This is a genomic window from Streptomyces sp. NPDC002602 (assembly GCF_042889445.1).
Lineage (GTDB): Bacteria > Actinomycetota > Actinomycetes > Streptomycetales > Streptomycetaceae > Streptomyces.
In genome coordinates this window covers 22093-43306 of record NZ_JBIAQX010000025.1, presented here as the reverse complement: position 1 = coordinate 43306, position 21214 = coordinate 22093, and the positions used below count along the sequence as shown (strand labels likewise).

Annotated in this window: 17 protein-coding genes; 6 read left to right on the top strand and 11 right to left on the bottom strand. The window is 69.6% G+C overall.

Going from position 1 to position 21214, the window contains the following annotated elements; genetic code table 11:
- The first annotated feature begins 104 nt into the window (after positions 1–104).
- Positions 105–521, top strand: coding sequence for a hypothetical protein (locus ACFYW3_RS36355; protein ID WP_351758058.1), 417 nt, complete (start codon positions 105–107; stop codon positions 519–521).
- 147 nt (positions 522–668) lie between these two features.
- On the opposite strand, the gene ACFYW3_RS36350 is transcribed toward ACFYW3_RS36355, so the two are convergent.
- Together ACFYW3_RS36350 and ACFYW3_RS36345 are read right to left on the bottom strand one after the other, a co-directional pair.
- Positions 669–1658, bottom strand: coding sequence for a ParB/RepB/Spo0J family partition protein (locus ACFYW3_RS36350; RefSeq protein ID WP_389388634.1), 990 nt, complete (start codon positions 1656–1658; stop codon positions 669–671).
- Positions 1655–2839, bottom strand: a complete 1185-nt coding sequence (locus tag ACFYW3_RS36345) for a ParA family protein (protein WP_351758063.1) — start codon at positions 2837–2839, stop codon at positions 1655–1657. Before ACFYW3_RS36345 ends, ACFYW3_RS36350 begins: the two co-directional genes overlap by 4 nt.
- Positions 2840–3120: 281 nt before the next feature.
- Between ACFYW3_RS36345 and ACFYW3_RS36340 the strand changes: the two genes are divergently transcribed.
- Complete coding sequence (locus ACFYW3_RS36340; RefSeq protein ID WP_351758065.1) at positions 3121–3774, top strand: helix-turn-helix domain-containing protein; 654 nt, start codon at positions 3121–3123, stop codon at positions 3772–3774.
- The gene (locus ACFYW3_RS36335; RefSeq protein ID WP_389388633.1) at positions 3771–5171 is read left to right on the top strand and encodes an MFS transporter; all 1401 of its coding nucleotides are present in this window, start codon (positions 3771–3773) and stop codon (positions 5169–5171) included. The genes ACFYW3_RS36340 and ACFYW3_RS36335 overlap by 4 nt, the downstream gene beginning before the upstream one ends.
- A 364-nt stretch (positions 5172–5535) precedes the next feature.
- Here the strand turns inward: ACFYW3_RS36335 and ACFYW3_RS36330 are convergent, their stop codons facing one another.
- The 3 genes from ACFYW3_RS36330 to ACFYW3_RS36320 are packed head-to-tail and all read right to left on the bottom strand — an operon-like array spanning position 5536 to position 8524.
- The gene (locus ACFYW3_RS36330) at positions 5536–5910 is read right to left on the bottom strand and encodes a DUF6009 family protein (protein ID WP_351758070.1); all 375 of its coding nucleotides are present in this window, start codon (positions 5908–5910) and stop codon (positions 5536–5538) included.
- The gene (locus ACFYW3_RS36325; RefSeq protein ID WP_351758072.1) at positions 5907–7424 is read right to left on the bottom strand and encodes a phage/plasmid primase, P4 family; all 1518 of its coding nucleotides are present in this window, start codon (positions 7422–7424) and stop codon (positions 5907–5909) included. The genes ACFYW3_RS36330 and ACFYW3_RS36325 overlap by 4 nt, the downstream gene beginning before the upstream one ends.
- Entirely contained in the window at positions 7421–8524 is a 1104-nt protein-coding gene (locus ACFYW3_RS36320) for a bifunctional DNA primase/polymerase (protein ID WP_351758075.1), read from the bottom strand. Before ACFYW3_RS36320 ends, ACFYW3_RS36325 begins: the two co-directional genes overlap by 4 nt.
- 1719 nt (positions 8525–10243) lie before the next feature.
- On the opposite strand from ACFYW3_RS36320, the gene ACFYW3_RS36315 reads away from it, so the two are divergent.
- The 3 genes from ACFYW3_RS36315 to ACFYW3_RS36305 all read left to right on the top strand — a co-directional run bounded on the left by ACFYW3_RS36315 (position 10244) and on the right by ACFYW3_RS36305 (position 13400).
- Positions 10244–11272 carry a bifunctional DNA primase/polymerase gene (locus tag ACFYW3_RS36315; RefSeq protein WP_389388661.1) on the top strand — a complete coding sequence of 343 codons (1029 nt, stop codon included), beginning with the start codon at positions 10244–10246 and terminating at the stop codon, positions 11270–11272.
- Positions 11269–12843, top strand: a complete 1575-nt coding sequence (locus ACFYW3_RS36310) for a phage/plasmid primase, P4 family (RefSeq protein ID WP_351758078.1) — start codon at positions 11269–11271, stop codon at positions 12841–12843. Before ACFYW3_RS36315 ends, ACFYW3_RS36310 begins: the two co-directional genes overlap by 4 nt.
- Before the next feature lie 179 nt (positions 12844–13022).
- Positions 13023–13400, top strand: a complete 378-nt coding sequence (locus tag ACFYW3_RS36305) for a DUF6009 family protein (protein ID WP_053685107.1) — start codon at positions 13023–13025, stop codon at positions 13398–13400.
- Between the two features lie 189 nt (positions 13401–13589).
- On the opposite strand, the gene tpg is transcribed toward ACFYW3_RS36305, so the two are convergent.
- The 6 genes from tpg to ACFYW3_RS36275 form a co-directional block, all read right to left on the bottom strand.
- The gene (gene tpg, locus ACFYW3_RS36300; protein ID WP_351758080.1) at positions 13590–14153 is read right to left on the bottom strand and encodes a telomere-protecting terminal protein Tpg; all 564 of its coding nucleotides are present in this window, start codon (positions 14151–14153) and stop codon (positions 13590–13592) included.
- 5 nt (positions 14154–14158) lie between these two features.
- Positions 14159–16441: a telomere-associated protein Tap gene (gene tap / locus ACFYW3_RS36295; protein ID WP_389388632.1), complete on the bottom strand. Its 2283-nt coding sequence runs from the start codon at positions 16439–16441 to the stop codon at positions 14159–14161.
- 137 nt (positions 16442–16578) lie between these two features.
- Positions 16579–17565: a ParB/RepB/Spo0J family partition protein gene (locus ACFYW3_RS36290; protein WP_351758085.1), complete on the bottom strand. Its 987-nt coding sequence runs from the start codon at positions 17563–17565 to the stop codon at positions 16579–16581.
- On the bottom strand, positions 17562–18839 hold the full coding sequence (locus tag ACFYW3_RS36285; RefSeq protein ID WP_389388631.1) for a ParA family protein: 1278 nt from the start codon (positions 18837–18839) through the stop codon (positions 17562–17564). The genes ACFYW3_RS36290 and ACFYW3_RS36285 overlap by 4 nt, the downstream gene beginning before the upstream one ends.
- A gap of 180 nt (positions 18840–19019) precedes the next feature.
- Positions 19020–19694, bottom strand: a complete 675-nt coding sequence (locus ACFYW3_RS36280; RefSeq protein WP_351758091.1) for a ScbR family autoregulator-binding transcription factor — start codon at positions 19692–19694, stop codon at positions 19020–19022.
- A gap of 256 nt (positions 19695–19950) precedes the next feature.
- Positions 19951–21165, bottom strand: coding sequence for an FAD-dependent monooxygenase (locus tag ACFYW3_RS36275; RefSeq protein ID WP_351758093.1), 1215 nt, complete (start codon positions 21163–21165; stop codon positions 19951–19953).
- Positions 21166–21214: the final 49 nt, after the last annotated feature.

The window sequence follows — 21214 nt, the reverse complement described above, 5'->3', positions numbered from 1 at the left end:
ATTGTCCTGTCTCACTGAAGGCTGACCAATCTCACTGACGATTGACCGGTGCGGTGTTGTCTCGACGAAGCGCGATCGAGACATTCCCCTGGCAGCCTGGTGGTGTGGACGACTTCACCGAGCAAGGGCTTCGCGACGCGATCGCCGCAGCGGAATCGCCGGCCTGGTCCGTGAGGGCTGCCGCAGGACGACATCTGGCGGCAGCACCGCAGATTGAGGGTGTCACCGGTGTCCTGCACCGTCTCTTGCTAGACGCTCAGGACACCGGCGTGACCTCGGATACTGCGTCAGCTCTCTTGGCTCGGAGAGATCTGGCCGGCCTGCGCGCCGTGCTCGCTGCCCGTGCAGTCGCCTCTGACCAGGGAACCGCCGATCAGCTCGCTGCGGAGCTTGACTGTGACCCACGCTGGGCCACCGGACAGGACGGCGATGAGCTGATCGTGCAGCTCCGGACGTTGGCCGCGGACCGAGACCCCGATGTCCGCAACGAAGCCCGACTACGACTTACGCGCCTTCGCTGAACGGAAGGCACTGACCAATCTTCGGTGAGATCGGTCAACCTTCAGTGAGACAGGACAGCCATCCTCTCCGAACCGATTCAGAAGGGTGCGAGGGGTGGGGGTGCTAACGGCGTTAGCACCCCCACCCCTCGTAACCCGGCGGACCGGTTATCCCTCGCCCCGGGCAGCCAGAAGGCGTTGCAGGAGCACCGCACGCTGTGCTTCGGTCATCTTCTCGAGGACGAGGTCGGCCACCTCGTTGCCGTCGTGCCACGGGGCCTGCGGAACGGCCGACTCCGGCCTCACGGGTGGTGCGTCGTGCTGCTCCTCCCGCCTGCGGCTCGTGGCGGCGGAGTGAGCCGGAGCAGGAGCCGGGTCGGGGGTGCTAACGGCGTTAGCACCCGGAGTGGTCTTCTTGCGCACCTTGCCGGCGGCACGCTTGGCGAGGGCTCCTGCCGCGGCAGGCTGTTGTTGCTGTGCGGGCAACTGGCCGACGTTGCGGGCGATCTCGACCGGGAGCGTGCGGTCCTCGACCTGCTTCTGAAGCTCGGGGGTGAGTTTGAGCAGGGCGATGCGTTGGGTGACCCAGGGGCTGGACTTGCCCAGCGCCCGGGCGACGGCGCGTTGGGATCCGTGGACCTGGACGAGCCGTTCCAGGGCTTTGGCTTCGTCGAGCGGGTCGAGGCTCTCGTGCTGGATGGCGGCCGTGAGGGCGGTTTCCAGAAGGGTGTCGGCGTCCTCGGCCAGGGAGTCGTCGAGGTGGACGGGTACGTCGTCCAGGCCGGCGAGGTTCGCTGCGGCGAGACGCCGGTTGCCGTCCACGACGATGTAGGCGGCCGCTCCGACCTTGTCTTCCTGACCGGGGTGCGCGGCGAGGAAGGCCTGTCGGGTCACGACGGCGAGGGGCTGGATGACGCCTCGGGACGTGAGGCTGTCCGCGAGGTCCTCGACGGCCTTGAGTTCCTCACGCGGGTTGTAGGGGTTGTGGGCGAGAGCCTCCAGGGCGACCCGGAGCGTCCCGGACTGGCCGGTCTGTGCGGCCTCGGCCGCGGGAGCGTCTTGCCCGGAGAATCGCGCGAAGGAGGCCGCGCGGCTGCTCATGGGCTGAGCGACCGCGTTGAAGGTGGGGGAGTCCCCCAGCATGTCCGCCTTGCTCACGCGAGTTTCACCCCTCGGGCGATCTTCCTCATCTGGTGGGACTGCTCGCAGTCGGGCGCGTAGTCGAGGAGCGCACGCTGCTTGCGTACGGCTTCGCGCTGCTCCTTGACGTCCGGTACGACGGCGAGGACCGGGGGAGTACCGAGCGACTTCCACTTGTCCAACGAGGACGTCGCGATGTACCCGCGGCGGCTGTCGAACTTGTTGACGACGAGTCCCAGTTGCTCGATGACGACGTCGAAGTCACGTGAGACGGAGTCGATCTGCTGGATGAGCATGCCGTACGCCTGAGCCGAGGTGTCCTCGGCTTCCACGGGTACGACGAGGCCGGATGAGCCGGGCTTCTCGCCCTCCCTCTGGCGTCCGTAGGTCAGGGCGGCGTCCATGGCGAGGCCGAGGCTGGGCGGCGCGTCCAGGACGATGACGTCGAAGTGCTCTTCGAGGGGCGCGAGGGCACGTTCGAGAGCTGCGTGGCGCAGACCGCGGAACGTGGTGAGGCCCGAGTCGAGGAGGAACGCGTCGAACGCGGCGGGAAGGATCCGCAGTCGGTCGCCGAACCGGTCACCGTCTATGGCGACCGTCAGGTCGAGCAGCGAGTGCTTGCCCTGATCGCGGTGCAGCATGTGGGTGATGAGGCTTTCCTCGCCGGCGGGGATCGCGGTGAGGCCGAGCTGGTGGGTGAGGTGGCCTTGCGGGTCGTAGTCGACGAGGAGGACGCGCAGGCCTCCGATCGCCGCGTCGGCCGCGGCGCCGATGGCGGTCGGGTCTTCGGCGAGGGCCTGGGCGAGACCCGCGGAGACAGCGGTCTTGCCGACACCGCCCTTCTGATTGCAGACGACGATGCGCCGGGTGGTCGCCGTCGCTTCGGCGGGGTTGTCCGCGAGCCAGAGCACCACGGACTGGGCCAGCCCCTGGATGTAGGAGACACCGCGCTCGCGGCAGTCGGCCTTGAAGTCCTCGTAGAGGCCTTCGGGTAGGTAGGTGCCGAACGAGTCGGCGCCGGCGGTGTTGACGTCGGGCAGTTCGTCGGTGCAGTTCCGCCAGGCGTGGATGCCGTTGGTGACGGCGTCCTGCATGTCCGTCTGGAGCTGCGCCGCGCGGACCTTGAGTGCTTGCTGGAGGTGGGCGGGCAGCTTGGAGACGAGCTTCTCCCGCTCACCTCCCGAGGTGGGAGATGACATGGACGGCAGCATACTGCCGCGCAGACGGTTTCAGGCTGTACGTTAGATGCGTTTTGCCTTGTTTCCGCGTTAGTTCCTCCGTGGGTGCTCACGCCGTTGGCACCTGTCCCTCCCCTTCCGGGCAGCGCCAAGGCCGTGGCAGCCCCGCCGGCCCGACCCTTGGAGCCCTGCCGCACGGCCTCGCCACGGCCGTCTCCGACGGACCGGCACCGGTCAACTTCCCAAAGGAAGTTCTGCAAAAATACTTTTGGAAAACCTCTGTCGGGTTCTAGTCTCTCGACATGGTCAGCGAAGAGCACCGACGCGTCCTCGATCCGGAGCAGGACGCCGCAGCCCTGAAAGCCCTTACGCACCCCTTGCGCATCCGGCTCCTCGGGTTGCTGCGACAGCACGGTCCGGCGACCGCGAGTGAACTCGCCACCAGGACGGGGGAGTCATCCGCCTCCACCAGCTATCACCTGCGCGTTCTGGCGAAGTACGTGTTCGTTGCCGAGGCCGATCACCGGGACGGGCGGGAGCGCCGCTGGCAGGCGGTGCACTCCGTGACCTCCTGGAACAACAGGGCGATGGAAGCCACGTCGGACAGCCGGGCCTTCCTCAGCTTCTCCCGCAAGGGCCAGGTCGAGCATCTGGAGGCGTCGCTCGTCCGACACGAGGCGGACGTCACCGCCGGACGGCTGGGTCCGGAGTGGCTGGAGGCGTCCGGGATCAACGACCTGATGCCCCGTCTTACCCCCGAGTCGCTCAGCGAACTCTGGGAAACGCTCGACCGGAAACTGGAAGAGCTGACCCGGCGCGACGAAGCCGACCCCCGCGCCGCGCAGATCGTGCTCGTCACCGCCGGACTGCCACTCGCACCTCACGACCCCGATGTGCGGGAACCGGACGCCTCCACGCCGAGGGGCACGGATACGGATGCCGAGAGCGCGTCGTGACCGTGCCACTGGACTTACGCACCGCCCGACGCCGCTACGTGACGACCTGCGTCCTCTTCTGGCTCCCCCTGGGCCTGGCCGTCACGCCCCTGATCCTGCTCTTCACCGAACGCGGCATGTCCCTGACCGCCATCGCGGGCTTCTTCGTCGCGCACTCCCTGACCGCCGCCGGGCTGGAACTCCCCACCGGGGGGCTCTCCGACGTACTCGGCCGCCGGCCCGTGCTGGCCGCGGCGGGCCTGCTCAACGTGGCCGCCTTCACCCTCCAAGGCCTGGGCACCGCACCTTGGGTCCTCATCCTCGCCATGGCCCTCATGGGCGCGGGGCGCGCTCTGTCCAGCGGGCCGATCGAGGCCTGGTACGTCGACACGGTCCAGGCGGACTCCGGCCCCGACGCGGAACTGCGCACAGGACTGGCTCGCGGGGGAGTCGCCACCTCCGCCGCGCTCGCCGCGGGCACGGTCCTCGGCGGCGCCCTGCCCTGGTTGCTCGCGTGGGGCCCCGACGTCGGTGCCCGACTGAGCCAAGCCACCTCGGGGATGGTCATCCCGCTCTCCGTCCCACCCTTGGCGGGGGCCGTGGTCGAGATCTTCTTCGTGCTCCACGTCCTCACGGCCCTCCCCGAACCGCCCCGCCCACACCGCACGCCGGGCTCCGTGTTCCGCGGCATCCCGGCCACCGTCGCCGACGGCCTGCGACTCGGCGCACATGACGTGTTGGTCCGCCGCGTACTCCTCGGCGCGGGGGCCGCCGGCAGTGCCCTGGCCACGATCGAGCTCCTCACACCGGGCCGTGCCGCGGCGTTCACAGGAGCGCCGGAGTCGGGCGCGATGTTGTTCGCCGCGGTCGCCTGTACCGGCTTCGTCTGCTCAGGGATCGGGAGCCACCTCGCGCCGTCGGCCGCCCGGCTCGCGGGCGGTGGCGAGCGCGCGATCCTGCTGAGCCTGGGCATCAGCGCGAGCGGCCTGCTCCTGCTCAGCGCCACCGCCCTGGCCACGGGCCCTGTCCCCATGGCCCTCGCGGCTTCCGGATACGGTCTCGTGTACCTGGGCCTCGGCGCGGCGGGACCCAGCGAGAACGACTTCCTTCACCGCCGGGTTCCCAGCGCGGGACGCGCCACGGCGCTGTCCGTCCAGTCGCTCGCACTGCAACTGACCGGGGCTCTCACCGGCCTGGCCGTTGGGGTCCTGCCGCCTGGTCCGCTGCGGTGGCTGCCGGGAGGCGCCGCACTGATCGCCGGAGCCCTGCTGTGGATTCACCGCGGCGATCACACTGCCCCCGACCTCGCCGGCTCCGATCGCCCGGAGCAGCCCGGGTCCCTCCCGCCGCAACGACCTGAGGACCTCGAAGTCGGGCCCGGGCAAGGGCGAACGAGCGGCCCGCGCGTCTCGCCGTGACAGGGGAGGCCGCCCGGCAGGGGGCTTCTTGTCGTGCCCCTGACCGGATGGTCCACGCGGCACTCCCATGGGCGGCGACCTGCGGGCCTGGGACTCGAACGGGGTCGAGATCAGGATCTGGTGACCTTCGCCGGTTCGCGGGACCGCGATGCCAGGGTGCGGATCACACGGTCAGCGAGACGTATGCCGCGTACGAAGGACCAGCCGCGGGGGACCAGCGGCGGGACTCGCTCTCGCTTCAGTCGCTTTCACATCACCGCAGCTCAGAGCGGTGCGAGCCAGAGATCAGCGACTGAAGCGACTCAAGCATCGGCATGGGTTCTCCCATCGGGCCGGCCGGTCCGCCGACCCGTCGGGAGAACCGTCAGAAGTCGGCGGCTTGCGCCGGCCGTTCCGACCGTTCGGTCTTGCGACCCTTGCTCCCGGCCACCAGCGTGGTGGGGTCGACCGCTTCCGCCGGCGCTCCGGAGGCGTAGAGGCCGTCCGGGACGCTGTCGCGGTCGTGCGGCAGGAGCCAGAAGACACGGCGGCGGAACGTGCCGCTGGACCTGGAGGGCTTGGCTTGTGGCCCGAGTTGGGCGTAGCCGACGAGGCGACCGTCGCGGTGGTAGGCGGGCTTGCCTCGGCGGGTGGGGAGCCGGTCGAGGGACTGGCGGACGTAATCGAGCTCCGCGACGTCCTCGAGCCAGATCAGGTCGACTTCGTGATGGATCTCGTCGTCGGAGATGAGCGAGCTCACGCGTTCTCCTCCTCTGCGAGCAGTCCGATGCCGGGGTAGTACTTCTTCGAGTTGGACAAGATCATTTCTTTGGGTGAGGCGAGGCCTACGAGCTCTCGGGCCCGTGCCGCGAAGGCGCGGGAGGAAACGGTTGGCGCGCCCTCATTCTGACACCAGGTGCGGTAGACGCTGTAGAGGCGAGCTTGTTCGGCCCGGTGGTCGGCGTGGAAGGTGCAGCATTCTTCGAAGAAGCGGCCGGTGTGGTCTTCGGTTTCCGCGTACGCCGTGGTCGCGATGCGGACGGGAGCGGGTCCGGTCAGGTCCTTCTCGCCGGCGAGGTAGCGGCGCGCACCGTCGATGAGCCAGGCGAGGATGCCGGGGCCTTCCTCGGTGACGAGGATGTCGGCGAGGTTGTCGATCTTCCGGTCGTCGGAGACGACCTTCTCGAAGGGGACCAGGCGCATGCGGCGCCAGAACGCGAAACCGCCGGTGCCGACCTCGGGGCGGTGGTTGCCGATGAGCCAGAGCTTGTGGGTGGGGGCGAAGGAGAAGAAGTCCTGGCGCATCCGGCGCGCCTTGATCCGGTCGCCGCCGGTGAGGAGCTTGACGCGGGCTTCGTCGAACTTGTCGCCGGGCTTGACCTCGGAGCAGACGATGACGCGCCTGCCGTGGAGCTCGGCGAGTTCGGTGGGGTGACCGTCGAAGGCGCGGGCCATCAGGAATCCGGGCGGCGCCGCGTCCGCGTAGTCGCCCAGAAGTTTCATGAGGACGTCGAGGAGGACGGACTTGCCGTTCTTTCCCGCGCCGAACAGAAAGGGCATGACCTGGGCGCCGACGTCACCGGTGATGGAGTAGCCCAGCATGAGGTGGAGGAAGTCGATCATCTCCCGGCCCTCGGTGTCCGCTCCGAAGGTGTCGGTCAGGAACCGTTCCCAGCGGGGTGTGGGCTGCTGCTTGGGTCCGGTGGACGTCGAGCGGGAGTGGAAGTCCTTGTCGGGCTGGGGGGCCCGGAGGAGTCCGGTGTGCAGGTCGACGATGCCCGCGGGAGTGCACAGCGCGTACGGGTCGGCATCGAGGAGTTCGGCCCGAAGGACCATGCCGGGGGCGGACTTCGCCTGGGTGAGCATGGCGTTCACCCCTGAGGTGCTCAGGGCTCGGCGCCGGTGCTTCTGCAGGGACTGGTTGCTGTGGAGTCCGCGGGGGTCGGTGGTGGCGATGGCCTCGGCGAGGTCCCCTGCCGCCCAGACGACGGTGTCGTCCTCGTCGACCTGCCAGCGGGTGGTGTCCCAGCGGTACCAGCCCAGGCCCGGGACGTGGCGATAGTCGCCCGCGTACAGCCGCACGAAGAGTTTGGCGTTGCCGCGGTCGCTGAGGGTGTCGGGAAGGAGTCCGGCGGGGGTCGCGTGGTCCAGGTGCGCCTGTTCTCCGCCCTGGGCGGGCAGGGGAGGCGGTGGAGACTGGGCGAGGATCTGCGCGGCGACGGCCTCGGGGTCGAAGTCGAAGAGGAAGCCGTGGGTCTCGGGTGCGGGGTTCACCGGCGGCCTCCAAGGTGCAGGGGGCGCTGTGCGCCGGCGGCGATGCCGCTGCGAATGATCCGGCCGGAACGCTGCTCTTGGCCGGGACGGGCTGCCGCGGCGGCTTCCCGCAGGGCCTCCTGCGCGTCGGAGTCGCTGAGATGGCCTGCGGCGACGAGCCCTCCCAGGGTGTAGGCGGCCCTGTTCAGCTTCTCCGTGAAGCCGGCGCCCTCGGCGAACTGCGCGCAGGACACGACGTCGGCGAGGAGGGCGGTGAGGAGGCGTGAGGTCTTGTCCTGGCCTCCACCGGCCGCGAGGACGGCCTGGCGGGCCCGTGGGGGCACCGGGCGGGGGGCGGGGATGTGGGCGGCGGGCAGGTGTCCGGTCCGCTGGAGTTCCTGGGCGAGCCACGCGGGCAGGGGGGCGGGCTGACGTACGGGCCCGAGTGGCTTGTACGTTCCGGCGGTCGTGCTGGTCCCCGGCGCGATGATGTACCCGCCGTGGGCTCGGATGTCGACCTGCCAGGCGAGGGCCCTCTTGCCGGACCCCGTGGAGCACTGCCACCGACGTCCGTCGGTGGCCCGGTACCAGACGTGCATGCCGCCCGAGGGCGTTTGCACGCGAAGGGTCGACTCGTCGTCGGCGGGGGAGTTCTCGCCTCGGAGCGCCGCAAGCACGGCCAGGGAGTGAAAGCCCGTTCGCAGGCCTCGCAGGTCGACGGCGTCACCGACGGGAATCCCGGGGAGGAGCCTGTCGCGGTGGGGGAGTTCGCTCTCGTGAGCGTCGATGTCGATGACGACGATGTCCGCCGGGCCGCAGGCGACCCCGACGCCCAGGGACGGGTTGGTGGTCCACCACTGCTCGATGCGGGAGTAGTCCAGGGTTGCCGCGTGGAAGCCGTGGCACCAGCGACCGGCCGGCAGGCAGGGGCAGTTGGTGTGTGTATGGCCCTGTTCGCCGCAGTCGTGGCAGTTGGCGGTGGGTGTTTTGCGGCCGGGCGCCAACGGATGGACCGGCCAACCGTTGCTTGCGCACCACCGGGCCAGTCTCAGGCCGGCGACTGAGCGCTCAGGGGTGGGCTGCCCTGAGTCGCTGCGAGAAAACCGCAGCTCAGCGGGCATGCACTTCCTCTCACAGCGACTGAAGCGACTCAACAACGGACACAGCCTAGCGAAGTCGGTGGGGAAGCGTGCGCAGCGTGTCGCGGCTATCTGGCTCGGCGTGTCGCTTCACGACCACAGGGCCGCTCGACAGCGACTGAAGCGAAGGACGGAGCGACCCAACGGTTTCAGTCGCTTGAGTCGCTCTCAGAAGAACCACAGGTCACAGGCCTACAGCAGCACCAACAGCGACTGAAGCGACTGAAGCCCCCTATATATGACGCACACGCGCACACATGAATGTCCTCATATACCGGAAGTTGAGTCGCTTCAGTCGCTGCCTGGGTATGTGCATGGGCCCTGACCTGCGGTTTCCTAGAGCGACTGAAGCCAGCGACTGAACTTTTCCAGGGTCGCTACCCCTGCGGAGACCGGCTCGGGAGCGATCCTGTGATCGCGTGCTTCGACCGGGCCCACCACGGAACGGCAGGTGAACGGAATTTGACATTCCAGTCCCTTCAGTCCCTCCGGACCCTCCTTTTCTCCCCCGGGAACGCTCTGACCTGCGTCGATGAAGGCTGTACCACCGAGGGACCGAACGTGCTCAGGGGCTGGGCGTGGATGTGGATGGAGGCGCGCGGATGACCGCAGGGGCTCGCGGGCACTCCGGCGGCGCACATCGGGATGCCCTTGTCCCGGGCTGCCGAGGACTGGTGACTGTCGGTCAATCCCTCACCGGAGGCCCCGCGAAGCGCTCTGCGGGGGCCTCAGCGCCCTGGGATGCGTCCGGTGGCTCCCCGGGCGGCTTGGGTGCGGCAGGGGCTCAGAGGTGCCTTCCAGGGCTCTGGGGTCCCTGGTGGGTCCGAGAGTCGAGGGCCGGATGTGCTCAGGGTCTGACGGCCGGCCGGGCGGAGGGCCTGGAGGCGGGGAGGGAGGCGTTCTGGGGTGCCCGCCCCCTCCCTCGGTACCCGCTCCCCCGCAACAGGTACTGAACGCCGGTGAGACTCCTTCGGTCCCTGCTCCTTCAGTCACTGCATGAACCTGCTGGTCAGGGGCGCCTCCCCGGTCGTTCAGGGACTGGAGGGACTCAATTTCGCAGTTATGAGCCACCCAGGAATACGGGAACCTCTTTCTTACGCCTGCGCATACACACACCCGCATGAGAAGTGGAAGTACCAACTTTGAGTCCCTTCAGTCCCTTTGGGTAGATCCCAACCTCTCTGACCTGCGATTTTTCCCAGGGACTGAACGGGTAGGGACTGAACCGGAGTCCAAGCGCTTCAGTACCTGCCGCCGACTCGATCGGCTCGGGAGCCGACGCCAGGGCCGGCGGCGTCGGGAGGGACTGACGGGTGAGGCCCCACCGGAGCTTGACTGGAGAATGGAACGAGCCGTGAGTCCGGACCCTCGGTGAAGAGCTACGACACGCCCGGGAGTCGTTCAGCTCCGGGGCAGGATTTTTTCGGGACGAACCGGCCTGAAACTCCAGGTACTGAGGGACTGAAGGGACTGAACTCTCAATACGGCGGCAAAATCAACCTGAGTCTCCCCAGACTCTGGGGTAACCTCCGCGATAGTGAATCTTCAGTCCCTCTGGTCCCTGAACTGCAGGTGAGAACGCACTTCGGGGACCGCCGCCGGGACAGCAGCAATCGTTCCTCACATCGCGTCAAGGAAGAGCCAGTGCCCGTCCATTCCGAGAACCCGCCCCAAGAGGTGCGCGGCGGGACAGCACTGGACGTGGCGCTCTGGATGGCCCTGAGGGGCTACCCGGTGCACCCTCTGGCCCCGGGGACCAAGACACCCGCACCGAACTGCTCCGACTGCCGAACGGCCCGACACGCGCCTCAGGACTGCCCGTGTCGCTCCCGGGGAGGTTGGTGCCACGGTTTCCACGCGGCGACCACGGACCCCGACACGGTGCGCCGGTGGTGGGGGACCGACCCGGAACCCGGTATCGGGGTCTCCTGTGGACCCGCGGGGCTCGTCGTCGTCGACGTCGACGCCCACGGGGCGCCGGTGCCGGACCGACAGCGGCTGTTGCCGGGCATCCCCATCGACGACCGTGTCGACCTGACCGGGCTGGGCAGCGGATACGACACCCTGGCTCTCCTGGCCGCGTACAGGTCCGCGCCCAACCCCTGTGAGGACACGTCGACGTTGCGCGTCCGCACGCCCTCCGGAGGGATGCACATCTGGTACCGGGCAGCCCTGAACGGCCCCCGCTTCCGCTGCTCCAGCGGGTCGAGTTCCAGGGTGGCGCTCGCCTGGCAGGTCGACGTCCGTGCCACCGGCGGTTACATCGTGGCCCCCTCGACGCGCACCACCGCCGGAGTGTACGAACCGTTGCCCGGAGCCCGCGTGCCGGCGCCCCTGCCCCTGTGGCTCACCGCCGAACTCGTCCGCACCGGCCACTGCGTGGAGACCCCACCCGCTCCGGCCGAGCCCCGTACGCCGCGGGCGAAAGCCGTGACTCCCCGAGGTCACCGACAGGACGGACAGCGCGTGCTGGCCTCGCTCCTCGACGAGGTCCGTTCCTGCGGAGCGAGCCGTGAGGGAACGGCGTTCAGCGAGAAACTCAACCGGGCCGCGTTTACCGCCGGAGGACTGGCGGCGGCGGGGCACTTCACCGAGGCGGAGGCCCGCCGCTCGCTCCTCGAAGTCGCGGAGCAGGCCCGACCCCACCAGCCACGCCGCATCGCACTCATCGTCGAAACAGGGCTGCGCGCCGGAAGCGATCGACCGATCCACCCCAAGGGACGCCCATGAGCAGCGCTGGAAGCACGGGGTTCAACGCCCAGGCGGCGGCGGAACAGCTCGCCGCGTTCACCACGGACACCGCCACGCCGGGCCGACGCCTGCCCGCTCAGCAGAGTGGAGTTCCCGGCGCGGGCGCCGATTTCATCCAAGCGGGTCTCCTGCACAACCTCACCGACCGGGGCAACGCCAAACTCTTCGCCTACCTCCATCACAACCGGTTCCGGCACGTCGAAGGACTGGGTTGGTACGTCTGGGACGAGTACCGGTGGAAGCGCACCGGCGGCGAGAAGGCCGCGATCTGGGCCGCCGGGGACATGGCGGAGGACCTGCCCGCGCACGACCCCCGTGGCGTGTTCACCGATCGGGAACTGGCCCAACACCGCAAGCGCACCATGTCGACCTCGGGTGTGAAGGCCATGCTCACGCAGGCCAAGGCCTCGCCCGAGCTCGCCCTGGACCCGGACACCCTGGACGGCGACAAGTACGCGCTGTGCACGCCCGCCGGTGTCGTGGACCTTCGTACCGGCGACCTGCACAAGCCCAACCCGACCCGTGACCTGCACTCCCGCGCCACCCACCTGGCGCCCGAGGCCATGCCCACGCCCCGGTTCCACACCTTCCTCAAGCAGACCTTCGGCGACGACGACAAGGGCAAGGAGATGATCCACTTCCTTCATCTCCTGCTCGGCTACTCCATCACCGGTGACGTCGGCGGGCAGGTGCTGCCCTTCCTCTACGGAGTCGGTGCCAACGGCAAGTCGGCCCTGCTCGACGTCGTCATCAAGATCCTCGGCGACTACGCGGACGTGGCGCCGCCCGGCTTCCTGATGGAACGGGGCAAGTTCAACGAGCACTCCACCGAGCTGACCGAACTCCACGGGCGGCGGCTGTTCGTGTGCAGCGAACTCAAGCCGCACGACAAGTTCGACGAGGCGCGTGTCAAACTCCTCACCGGTGGGGATCGCCTCAAGGCCCGCCGCATGCGGCAGGACTTCTTCAGCTTCGAGCCGACCCACAAGCTGTGGCTCCTGGGCAACCACCGCCCGGAGGTGGGCACCGGAGGCCACGCGTTCTGGCGCCGGATCCGGCTCATCCCCTTCGAGAAGGTCGTTCCCGACCACCGGAAGATCGACAACCTGGCGGAGGCGCTCGTGCAGGAGGAGGGACCGGGGATCCTCCACTGGATGATCCAGGGAGCCAAGGCCTATCTCGCCGGCAAACCGCCCCTGACCGGCCCCAACGTCGTGCGCGCGGCCACCCAGGCCTACGCCACGACCGAGGACCACATCGGGCGGTTCCTCGTGGAGTGCTGCACCACCGGTGCGCACCTCGCGGAACCCCGTGACCTCAAGGTCGAACAGGGAGCCCTCTACCGCGCCTACAGTGCCTGGTGCCTTGATGGGGAGGGACTGCGCCCCGCCACCACACGCGCGTTCGCCACACGCATTCGAGCCGAGGCGGGCGTCGCCTCGCCCAACGAGATGCTCCGTTCGAACGGCCAGAAGTTCTACCCGGGGCTCGCCCTCCTGGCCGACGAGGAGCAGGTTCCGCGTGACGCGATCAGGGCAAGCACGACGTGACTGGCCGACGTGTGCCGCCGCCTCGGGACGGGCACCCCTACGATGGACAAGGACGATGAACACACCCACCCACCGACGGAGACCCTCGCGGTCCTGTCGCATATCGGCATCGGCGCCGCGAGCGGCGCGGAGAGACCAGGGGCCCGGAGGGCCGACGTGAACGAGGAAGGACTCAGGCCATGAGCTCGCTACTGACAGCCAGCGATCTCGCCCACGAGGTCAACGTGGTGTGGCTGGAGGACCCTGAAGAGCTCGACTACGTCCGACAGGCCCTGGACAAGACCCCCCGCCGTCGGGGAAAGCCGCGCTACCACCGCGACGGACGCATGATCGGTTTCACCGAACTCGGCGAGACGGCGGAAGCCGACCCGGACAGCGGCCTGCAGAAGCGGCGCGTGTTCTACCTCCTGCCGCACGACCGGGACGCCGAGCCCGAGGGTCTCTATCGGGAAGGTGCCCCGGGCGAGGCCGTCGACCCGCGAACGATCGAGCCCAGGCAGGTGGGAAGGAAGACCGAACGCTCACAGCGGGGGCTGTCCGCGCCCACCGTTGCCTGACTTCGGTCCCTGTGGTCCGTCTCCCTTGGCGGGAATCCTGTCTCACCTGCCGGCGTGGAGCGGCTCTGACCTGAGGGTTTCCCGGGACCACGTGCGTGTCTCGTGCTGGACGCGGTTGGCTGAAACGCGCTGAGGTCAATGGCGAATTTCAGTCCCTTCAGTCCCTTGGGACCCTGCGGAGCAGATCGTTCAGAAGGCGACATCGACGTAGTCGATGTCGGTGAACTCGACCAGGAGGCTGGTGGCGCGGGCGCCGCTGTCCTTGAAGTAGACCTCTTGGAGGCCTTCCGCGGCGATGGCGCGCAGTTGCGCCTCCGTGGCTCCGGCGTCCTGGGCCGCGAAGAGCCGGGAGGCGTACTCCGGGGGCAGGTGCTGGGTGATGCGGCGCATGCGGCCGTCGTCGGTGGTGCCGGGGGCGGCGGTGAAGCCGAAGCGGGCGCGGGTCTCGATGACCAGGCCGGTGGTACGGGCCGCCTTGTTTCGGGCGCGCTTGCGGACAAGGGGCTGCCAGCGCCTGCGTACCTCCGCTTCGAGCCGGGAGGCCAGTTCGGGGCGCGGGGTCTTGATCTGGCCCTTGACGTAGCGCTCGACGGTGCGGGGGGAGACGCCGAGGAGCTGTGCGGCGGCCTTCGTGGACCTGGCGGCTTTGACCAGGAACCTCATGCGTGCCTGTGGGGACTTGGGGACGGAGCGGGTGAAGTGCTGTTCGTCGGCGCGCGTCAGGCTGTCGTCGATCTCGGTCGGGGTGCTCATCTCTTCTACTCTCCGTCAGCCGCTGCGTCGTGGCCCTTGATGTGGCGGGCCGGGTTGAGGTGCTCGTCGAGCATCTGGACGGCCCAGAGCAGGGGTTGGGTGCCCTCGTGCTTGACCATGCCCGGGCTGACGCCGAGACGGAAGCCGCCGGGCAGGGGCTTGCCGTCGGGGGTGCGGGGGAGGAAGTCGAGGGGGCTGGGGCCGTCGGAGAGGTACACGGCGCAGTCGGACAGCACGGCGATGGGGTACTGACCGGATGCCGTGGCGAGCTTGTTCATCTTGCGGTGCATGTTGACGCGGGCCGTGGCGATGACGGCCGCGCGGATGTCGGGACGCCAGGTGGGGCGTTCCAGGGCCGGCCAGGGTTCGCCGGGGCGGTAGCCGGCGCCCTGGGGGCGCTCGCGGAGCTTGCCGATGCCTCCCTTGACGGTCGACTTGATGGCGGCGAGGACCGCCGTGAGCGTGGGGTCCTGTTCCTTGTGGACGGCCATCGCGGCGAGGAACTCGGGTTCGGCGAGGTCCGAGGTGACGCCGAGGTCCGCCATCGTGGCGACGTACGCGTCCCTGAGGCGGCCGTACCAGGCGTCGAGGTACGGGCCGTTGTCGGGACGGAGCCAGGCCTCGGTGGCGTGGACGGGGTGGCCGAGTTCGCGGGCGTAGGCGAGGGTCGGCGTCGCGTACCAGGCGGGGCCGGTGGGGGGCTTGCCGTGCGGCGTGAAGGGGCTGGGAAGGCGCGGGTCCAGGGTGAGCGTGGAGAGGTCCGCGAGCCAGCAGCCGGGGGTCTTCGGGTCGAAGGCCGGGTTCTTGGCGTGGGTCGCGGGGCCCAGACCGACCAGGAGCCGGTTGGCGGCTGCCGCGAAGGCCATGTTGACGTCGATGCCGACGGCGTGGGTGCGGGTGCACTCGGCATCGGTGAGGAGCTCAGGGTCGCGGATCCAGTCGTAGGCCTCTTCGTCGAGGACCTGGTCCGGGGTGCGTTGGTGGGAGCGCGGGTAGAGGGCGGCGACGACGGGGTGTTCGTCGGGGGCCTCCGGGGGAGCCGGGTCGACCGGGCCGGTGAGGGAGCCCGCGACGGGGGCGGATTCCCAGGCGTTGGTGACCGGGTTGCGGGCCGCGCGGGTGGGCGGGCGCAGGGCCGTCATGAGCTCCAGGCCCGAGACGGCGGTGGAGCCGCGGGGAGTGAGGACGCGCGTGGCGTAGGTGGTGAGCAGCGCGGCCAGTTCGGGGGCCGGGAGGTCGGCGGTGTCCTCGCCCCAGGCGCGGGGGTCGAGGGCGCCCCAGGGAAGGACGGCGAGTTGGACGCACTGGCGGCCGGTGGTGGGGGTGGCCGGACGGTAGATGCGGGGCCAGGGGCCGAAGCCGCGTCGGGTGAGCTGCCACTTGTGCTTGCCGAGGAGCTTGATGACCGGGTGGTTGTCCGGGAGACGCAGGGCTCGGCGGTCGTCGAGGACGAGGGGCAGACCGAAGGCTTCGGTGGCGGCCGGGGTGAGGACGAGGAGGGGGTCGCCGTCCTTGCCGTTGCGGTGGAGGCGGGGCGAGCGGAGGTCGGCGTCGGGGCCGAGGGCCCAGGAGACGAGGGAGGGCAGGTCGGTGGTGGGGTGGTCGAGGACCTGACCGCCGGCGGTGTGGGCGTGGCCGGTGCCGTCGAGGACGGCGAGGGGGCCGTTGCCCTCGACGGGGAGGGGGCGCGGTGGCGTCGCCCGTGTTCGGGCCCGGGCCGGTGCGCGGGTGGGGGCGGGGGTGGGGGGCTCGGCGTTAACGGCGTTAACGCCGTTAACGGCAGAGGTGGTGGCGGTCGGTGTGGTGGCGGGGGGCTCGGCATTAACGGCGTTAACGGCAGAGGTGGTGGTGGCAGAGGTGGTGGCGGGGGCGGGGGTCGGCTCGGCCGGAGCCGGGGGGGCCGGTGCGGGTGCCGGGGCCGGCGCGATGGCCGGGGTGGCCGGGGTGGTTGAGGCGGCCGGGGGAGTGGGCGGCGCCGGGGGGGCGTTAACGGCGTTAACGCCGTTAACGGGGCGGAGGGCGGCGAGGCCTTCGAGGAGGCGGGCGTATGCGGCGCGCTTGGGCGGGCGGGGAGCGGTGCGGCCGGTTTCCCAGGAGGTCACCGTCTCCCGGCGGACGCCGAGCGCCTTGGCGATCTGGTCCTGGCTCAGACCGGCTGCCTCGCGCAGGCGCTTGCGCTCGTCGGGGTGGGGAAGGGGATCCTGTGCGGCCTCTTCGAGCAGGGCGTCGACTGCCGCGAAGAGCGTCGTCTGTTCCGTGTGGTCGTTCAACTCGTTCATCTCGCTCATGGGGACCTCCAGGGCAGCACCAGCTTAGGTGAACCGCACCTTTGAACGCACACGAAACGCACGTGGGGGGCGGCAGCGGCGTTAACGCCGTTAACGGCGTTAACGCCGACGAGGGCGCCCCCGGCGCGGGCGCGGCATCAGATACGAGTCATCAGCAGCTCCGTGACGGCCTTGAGGTCGTCGGGCGTGAGGTGGGCGGAGAGGGCGTCCGCGATGGTCTCCGGGGAGTGGGTGGAGATCGTGATGCGGGGGGATCCGGGAGTGGACGCAGGAGCCACGGACGCAGGGGCCACGGGGGCGGGGGCTACGGGGGCGGGGGCTACGGGGGGTACGGGTGGCGCGGGGGTCTTGACGGCGTTAACGCCGTTAACGCCGTTAACGGGGGTCGGGGTCGCACGGGTGCGCTGGCGCGGGGGATTGACGGCACTGGCGGCATCGTTCGCCGCCGCTGCCTGCTCCTCCTGGGGGAGGCGGCCGATGCGGCGGGCCGGTTCCACCTTGAGTTCGCCGGTCTCCACCTTCTCCTGAAGGGTGGGGGTGAGGTTCAGCAGCGTCAGGCGCTGGGAGACCCAAGCCGGAGTCTTGCCGAGCCGCTTGGCCACCTGGGCCTGCGAACCGTGGACGTCGACCAGCTCCTGGAGCGCGCGGGCCTGGTCCATGGGTGCCACGTCGACCCGGTGGACGTTGGCGATCAGTGCGGATTCGAGGATGTCCGCCGCCGATGCGGACAGGGCGTCGTTGACGTGGATGTGCATGGTCTTGAGGCCGGCCAACTGCGCGGCCGCGAGGCGCCGGTTTCCGTCGATCACCACGTACGGGGCGCGGCCGAGGCCGTCGGTCTGGCCCGGGTGGGCCTCCATGAACGCCATGCGGGTGGCGACCGCGAGGGGCTGGAGTTGGCCGCGGGAGACCAGGGACTGGGCCAGCTCGTCCAGCTCGGTCAGGTCCTCGCGGAGGTTGAACGGGTTGTGCGCCAGCGCCTCGATGGGTACCTCGGAGGGCGGGACGACCCCGGAGGTGGGGGCGCCCGTGGCCTCCGCGATCGCGGCACGGCGGGAGCTCACGCCGGCGGGCTGGGCTCGTGCGAAGGATGCCGAGACTCCGAGTTTGTCGGCCTTGCTCATGAGATCTCCCTGGCGAGCGCGCGCAGGGCGACCGCCTGGTCGCCCTTGGGGGCGTAGACGAACAGCGGCTGCTTGACCCGTACGGCCTCGCGCTGTTCCTTGAGGTCGGGGACGATGGCGACGACCCGCGGATCCTTTATGTCCATCCAGGCCTGGAGGGACGAGGTCGCGATGTAGCCGCGGCGGCCGTCGTAGAGGTTCACGACGAGGCCGAGGTAGTCGATGTCGAGGCTGAGGTCGTCGCGCAGATCGTTGATCTGCGAGGTGAGCAGGTCGTAGGCGTCGGCCGAGGAGTCCTCTGCCTGCACGACGATCAGGGCGCCGGAGGCTCCCGGCTGTTCGGCGTCGCGACGTCGCCCGTAGTAGATGGCGGCGTCCATGCTGAGGCCGAGGCTCGGGGGGCAGTCGATGAGGATCACGTCGTAGTCGGACTCGACGGGGGCGAGGGCGCGTTCGAGGGCGGCCTCGCGGGCGCGGACGGTGGAGAGGCGGACGTCGAGGAGGAAGGCGTCGGTGCAGGCGGGGAGGATGTGCAGCCGGTCGCCGAAGCGCTCGTCCGGGATGGGGACGATCAGGTCGGCGAGCGGGCCCTTGGCCTCGCCGGCCATGTGGCAGGTCAGGCTGTCCCCGCCGATGGGGAGCGGCTGTCGACCGAGCTGCTTGGTGAGGTGGCCCTGCGGGTCGAAGTCCACGAGCAGGACGCGCATGCCCAGGCCCGGCAGGTCTTCGAGGTCGAGGGGGGTGCTCGGCAGCGGCTGCTGCTCCTCGAACGTGGCTTCGTCGTCGACCTGGACCGGGGAGCGACGGGCCAGTTGGCGGGCGACGCGGACCGGGTGGAGGGTGGCGGGGTCCTCGGCGAGGGCTTCCGCCGTGCCGGCGGTGACGGCGGTTTTGCCGACGCCGCCCTTCTGGTTGCAGACCACGATGCGTCGCACGACGGAGGGCCGCTTCACCGTGGGTGCCGGGTTCATCTCCAGCCAGAGGCGGACGGCTTGGGCGAGACCCTGGATGAGGGAGACACCGCGATGCTTGGAGTCGGTACGGAAGGACTCCCACTGACCGGCGGGCAACCAGGTGGAGAACGACTCGGCACCGGAGGTGTCGACGGGGGAGGGTGCCGAGGCGAGGGCGCTCCAGTGGGCGATGCCCTGGTGGACGGCGTCCTGGATGTCGACCCGCAGTTGAGCGGTGCGGATCTTCAGTTCCTGGCGCAGCCACGGGGGGAGCTTGGAGACGACTTTCTCTCGGTCGCTCTGGGAAGAGGGTGAAGTCATGAGAGGGACTTTACTAACGTTCCAGGGTGTTCGTGAGCGCCACGCTTGGGTTTTGCTAACGAAACACTACGCAGAGGCCCTTTTTCACGCCCGGGTACGTGACAGGGCGGCCTCGCACACGCCGTGGCGAGCACCCCCGTGGTTCACCACGGCGCGTGCGAGGCCGCCCTGGATACGTCGTCAGCCGACCTGGTCCGCGGGGGAGTCCGGGTTCGGAAGACCGAGTTGGGCCCGGCATTCGGTCGAGCCTGCCGGGTCGAATGCGGGAATGCGGTGCGCGGGAGCGATCCCGGGGAGGAGGAACCTCCACAGGTCGGCGATCCGGGCGTGGAGGTCCTCGCGGGTGGTGCGTACGTACGAGGTGACCTGGATACCGGTGAACGAGCCGATGAGGAGGGTCGAGAGGTCGGTGACGTCCAGGGCGGGGAGTACGTCGCCCGACTGCTGGGCCGGCATCAGCAGGCTGCGGGCGGTGTCCATCCAGGTGTTGTACGGCGTCGAGTCCGGGTGGGTGAACGAACCGAACTCGATGACCAGGCGGATGCCCGCCCGGATGCGAACGTTGGTACGCAGGCCGTGTGCCATCTGGTGGGTCACGTCGATGGCGGTCTGGAGACCGGGGTTCTCGATGGCCGGGAGGTCGTCGGACACCCGGAACTGTTCGTCCATCAGGGTGCGGGCGAGGGCTTCCTTCGACTGGAAGTGGAAGTAGAGGGCGCCCTTGGTGACTCCGGCGTGTTTGACGACGTCGCTGAGGCTGGTGCCGTGGAAGCCGGCGTCGTCGAACGCGATGGCCGCGCCGTCGAGGATCGCCTGCCGGGTGACCTCGGCGCGTTCCTGTCGGACCCTGGCCACGTGCGTCTCCTGGTGCTGTCCGGCCGTCGGGCCGATCGTGCTGCTGCGGATGCTGCGGATGCTGCTGTCTGGCCAATCTAGCTGGATGGGGGCAAAGAAAACCAGTCGACAAGTACTTTTCTGCGGGGCGGGGGGTGACGCTCTGGGGGGCTTGATCTGGTTCCGCCAGTCGCTCTTCGAAGGAGGGGGGAGGGCGGACACCGTTAACGGCGTTAACGGCGTTAACGCCGTTAAGTGGAGTGCAACCTTCCGCCGATCAGGGCGTGTGCGCGCTCGCCCCGGTATGCCCGCTCGCCCCCGTGTGCGCGAGGTGCTCCGGGAGCGCGAGCGTGCTGACCTTCTGGCCCTGCTTCAGCATCCAGGCCAGACAGCGGGGTCGGCTGAGGATGGTGTTCCGTAGGCGCAATCCGAGTCGGGTGGCGGGGGCCAGGAAGGGGCCCGTACGGTCACCGCCGCGTTGGCAGCTCTTGGCGTACGGGCGGACCAGGGATTCGTAGCGGGCGAAGGCGGCCCGGTGGTCCCTGGGGGTTCGGGCGAGTTCGGAGGCCAGGACGTACGCGGCCACGATCCCGGTACCAGTGCCCATTCCGCCGATCGTCGCACCGCAGGCGGCGTCTCCGACGAGGGCCACCCGGCCGGCGGACCAGGTGTCGACGTCGGCCCGGCTGATGGAGTCGAAGTACAGGTCCGGGGCTTCGTGGAGGGTGGCGAGGAGCTCGCGGGTCTTCCAGGGGAGGGGACTGAAGGCGCGGGTGATCTGTTCCTTCTGGGCGTGGTGGTCGTGGCGGTCGTACGGCATGGCCGGCGAGGCGAAGAGGAAGAAGGCGCGGTCGGCGGTCGCGGAGGCCAGCCGGCCCGGAGCGTTATAGCCGGTACTACCAGGGCGGGGGAGGTCCAGGCGGGTCGGGAGGGACCAGGAGGCGGCGTGGTAGCCGAGGTGCGTGACGTACTTCTCCTCCGAGCCGAAGGCGAGCCGGCGGATGTGGGAGTGCAGGCCGTCGGCGCCGATGACGAGGTCGAAGGTGCGGGGTGGGGAGTGGCGGAAGGTGACCTGTACGCCGGTGGCGGTCTCGGTGAGGCCGGTGACGGAGTCGCCGAAGACGTACTCGGTAGTGGGGAGTGAGGCGTCGTACAGCACGCGCGAGAGGTCGCCGCGGAGCACCTCGATGTCCCCGCCGGCGAACTCCGCAGGGAGATGAAGGAGTTCGTTGTCGTCTTGGCCGACGAACGTCATGGGGCTGCCGCCGGTTTGGATGCGACGGAGCGTGTCGAGGATGCCCATGCGTTCCAGGACGGTGAGATGGGTGTTGCCGCGGAAGTCCACGGCCTGCCCACCCGCGCGGAGAGACGGGGCGATCTCGACGATGGTGGGGCGGAATCCGTGGCGACCCAGCCAGTAGGCGAGGGCGGGTCCGGCGATGCTCGCGCCCGAGATGAGGACTGTCGTGGGGGGCTGCGGGTGTCGGGTCATGCGATCTCCTTGGGGATGGAGGGGGCGGAGGCAGGGGCCGCTGTTGCGT

Coding starts and splice junctions, on each gene's coding strand:
- ACFYW3_RS36345 (WP_351758063.1), bottom strand. CDS start 2,839: ATGTCATCTCCCACCTCGGGAGGTGAGCGGGAGAAGCTCGTCTCCAAG.
- ACFYW3_RS36340 (WP_351758065.1), top strand. CDS start 3,121: ATGGTCAGCGAAGAGCACCGACGCGTCCTCGATCCGGAGCAGGACGCC.
- ACFYW3_RS36320 (WP_351758075.1), bottom strand. CDS start 8,524: ATGCCCGCTGAGCTGCGGTTTTCTCGCAGCGACTCAGGGCAGCCCACC.
- ACFYW3_RS36310 (WP_351758078.1), top strand. CDS start 11,269: ATGAGCAGCGCTGGAAGCACGGGGTTCAACGCCCAGGCGGCGGCGGAA.
- ACFYW3_RS36305 (WP_053685107.1), top strand. CDS start 13,023: ATGAGCTCGCTACTGACAGCCAGCGATCTCGCCCACGAGGTCAACGTG.
- tpg (WP_351758080.1), bottom strand. CDS start 14,153: ATGAGCACCCCGACCGAGATCGACGACAGCCTGACGCGCGCCGACGAA.
- tap (WP_389388632.1), bottom strand. CDS start 16,441: ATGAGCGAGATGAACGAGTTGAACGACCACACGGAACAGACGACGCTC.
- ACFYW3_RS36290 (WP_351758085.1), bottom strand. CDS start 17,565: ATGAGCAAGGCCGACAAACTCGGAGTCTCGGCATCCTTCGCACGAGCC.
- ACFYW3_RS36285 (WP_389388631.1), bottom strand. CDS start 18,839: ATGACTTCACCCTCTTCCCAGAGCGACCGAGAGAAAGTCGTCTCCAAG.
- ACFYW3_RS36275 (WP_351758093.1), bottom strand. CDS start 21,165: ATGACCCGACACCCGCAGCCCCCCACGACAGTCCTCATCTCGGGCGCG.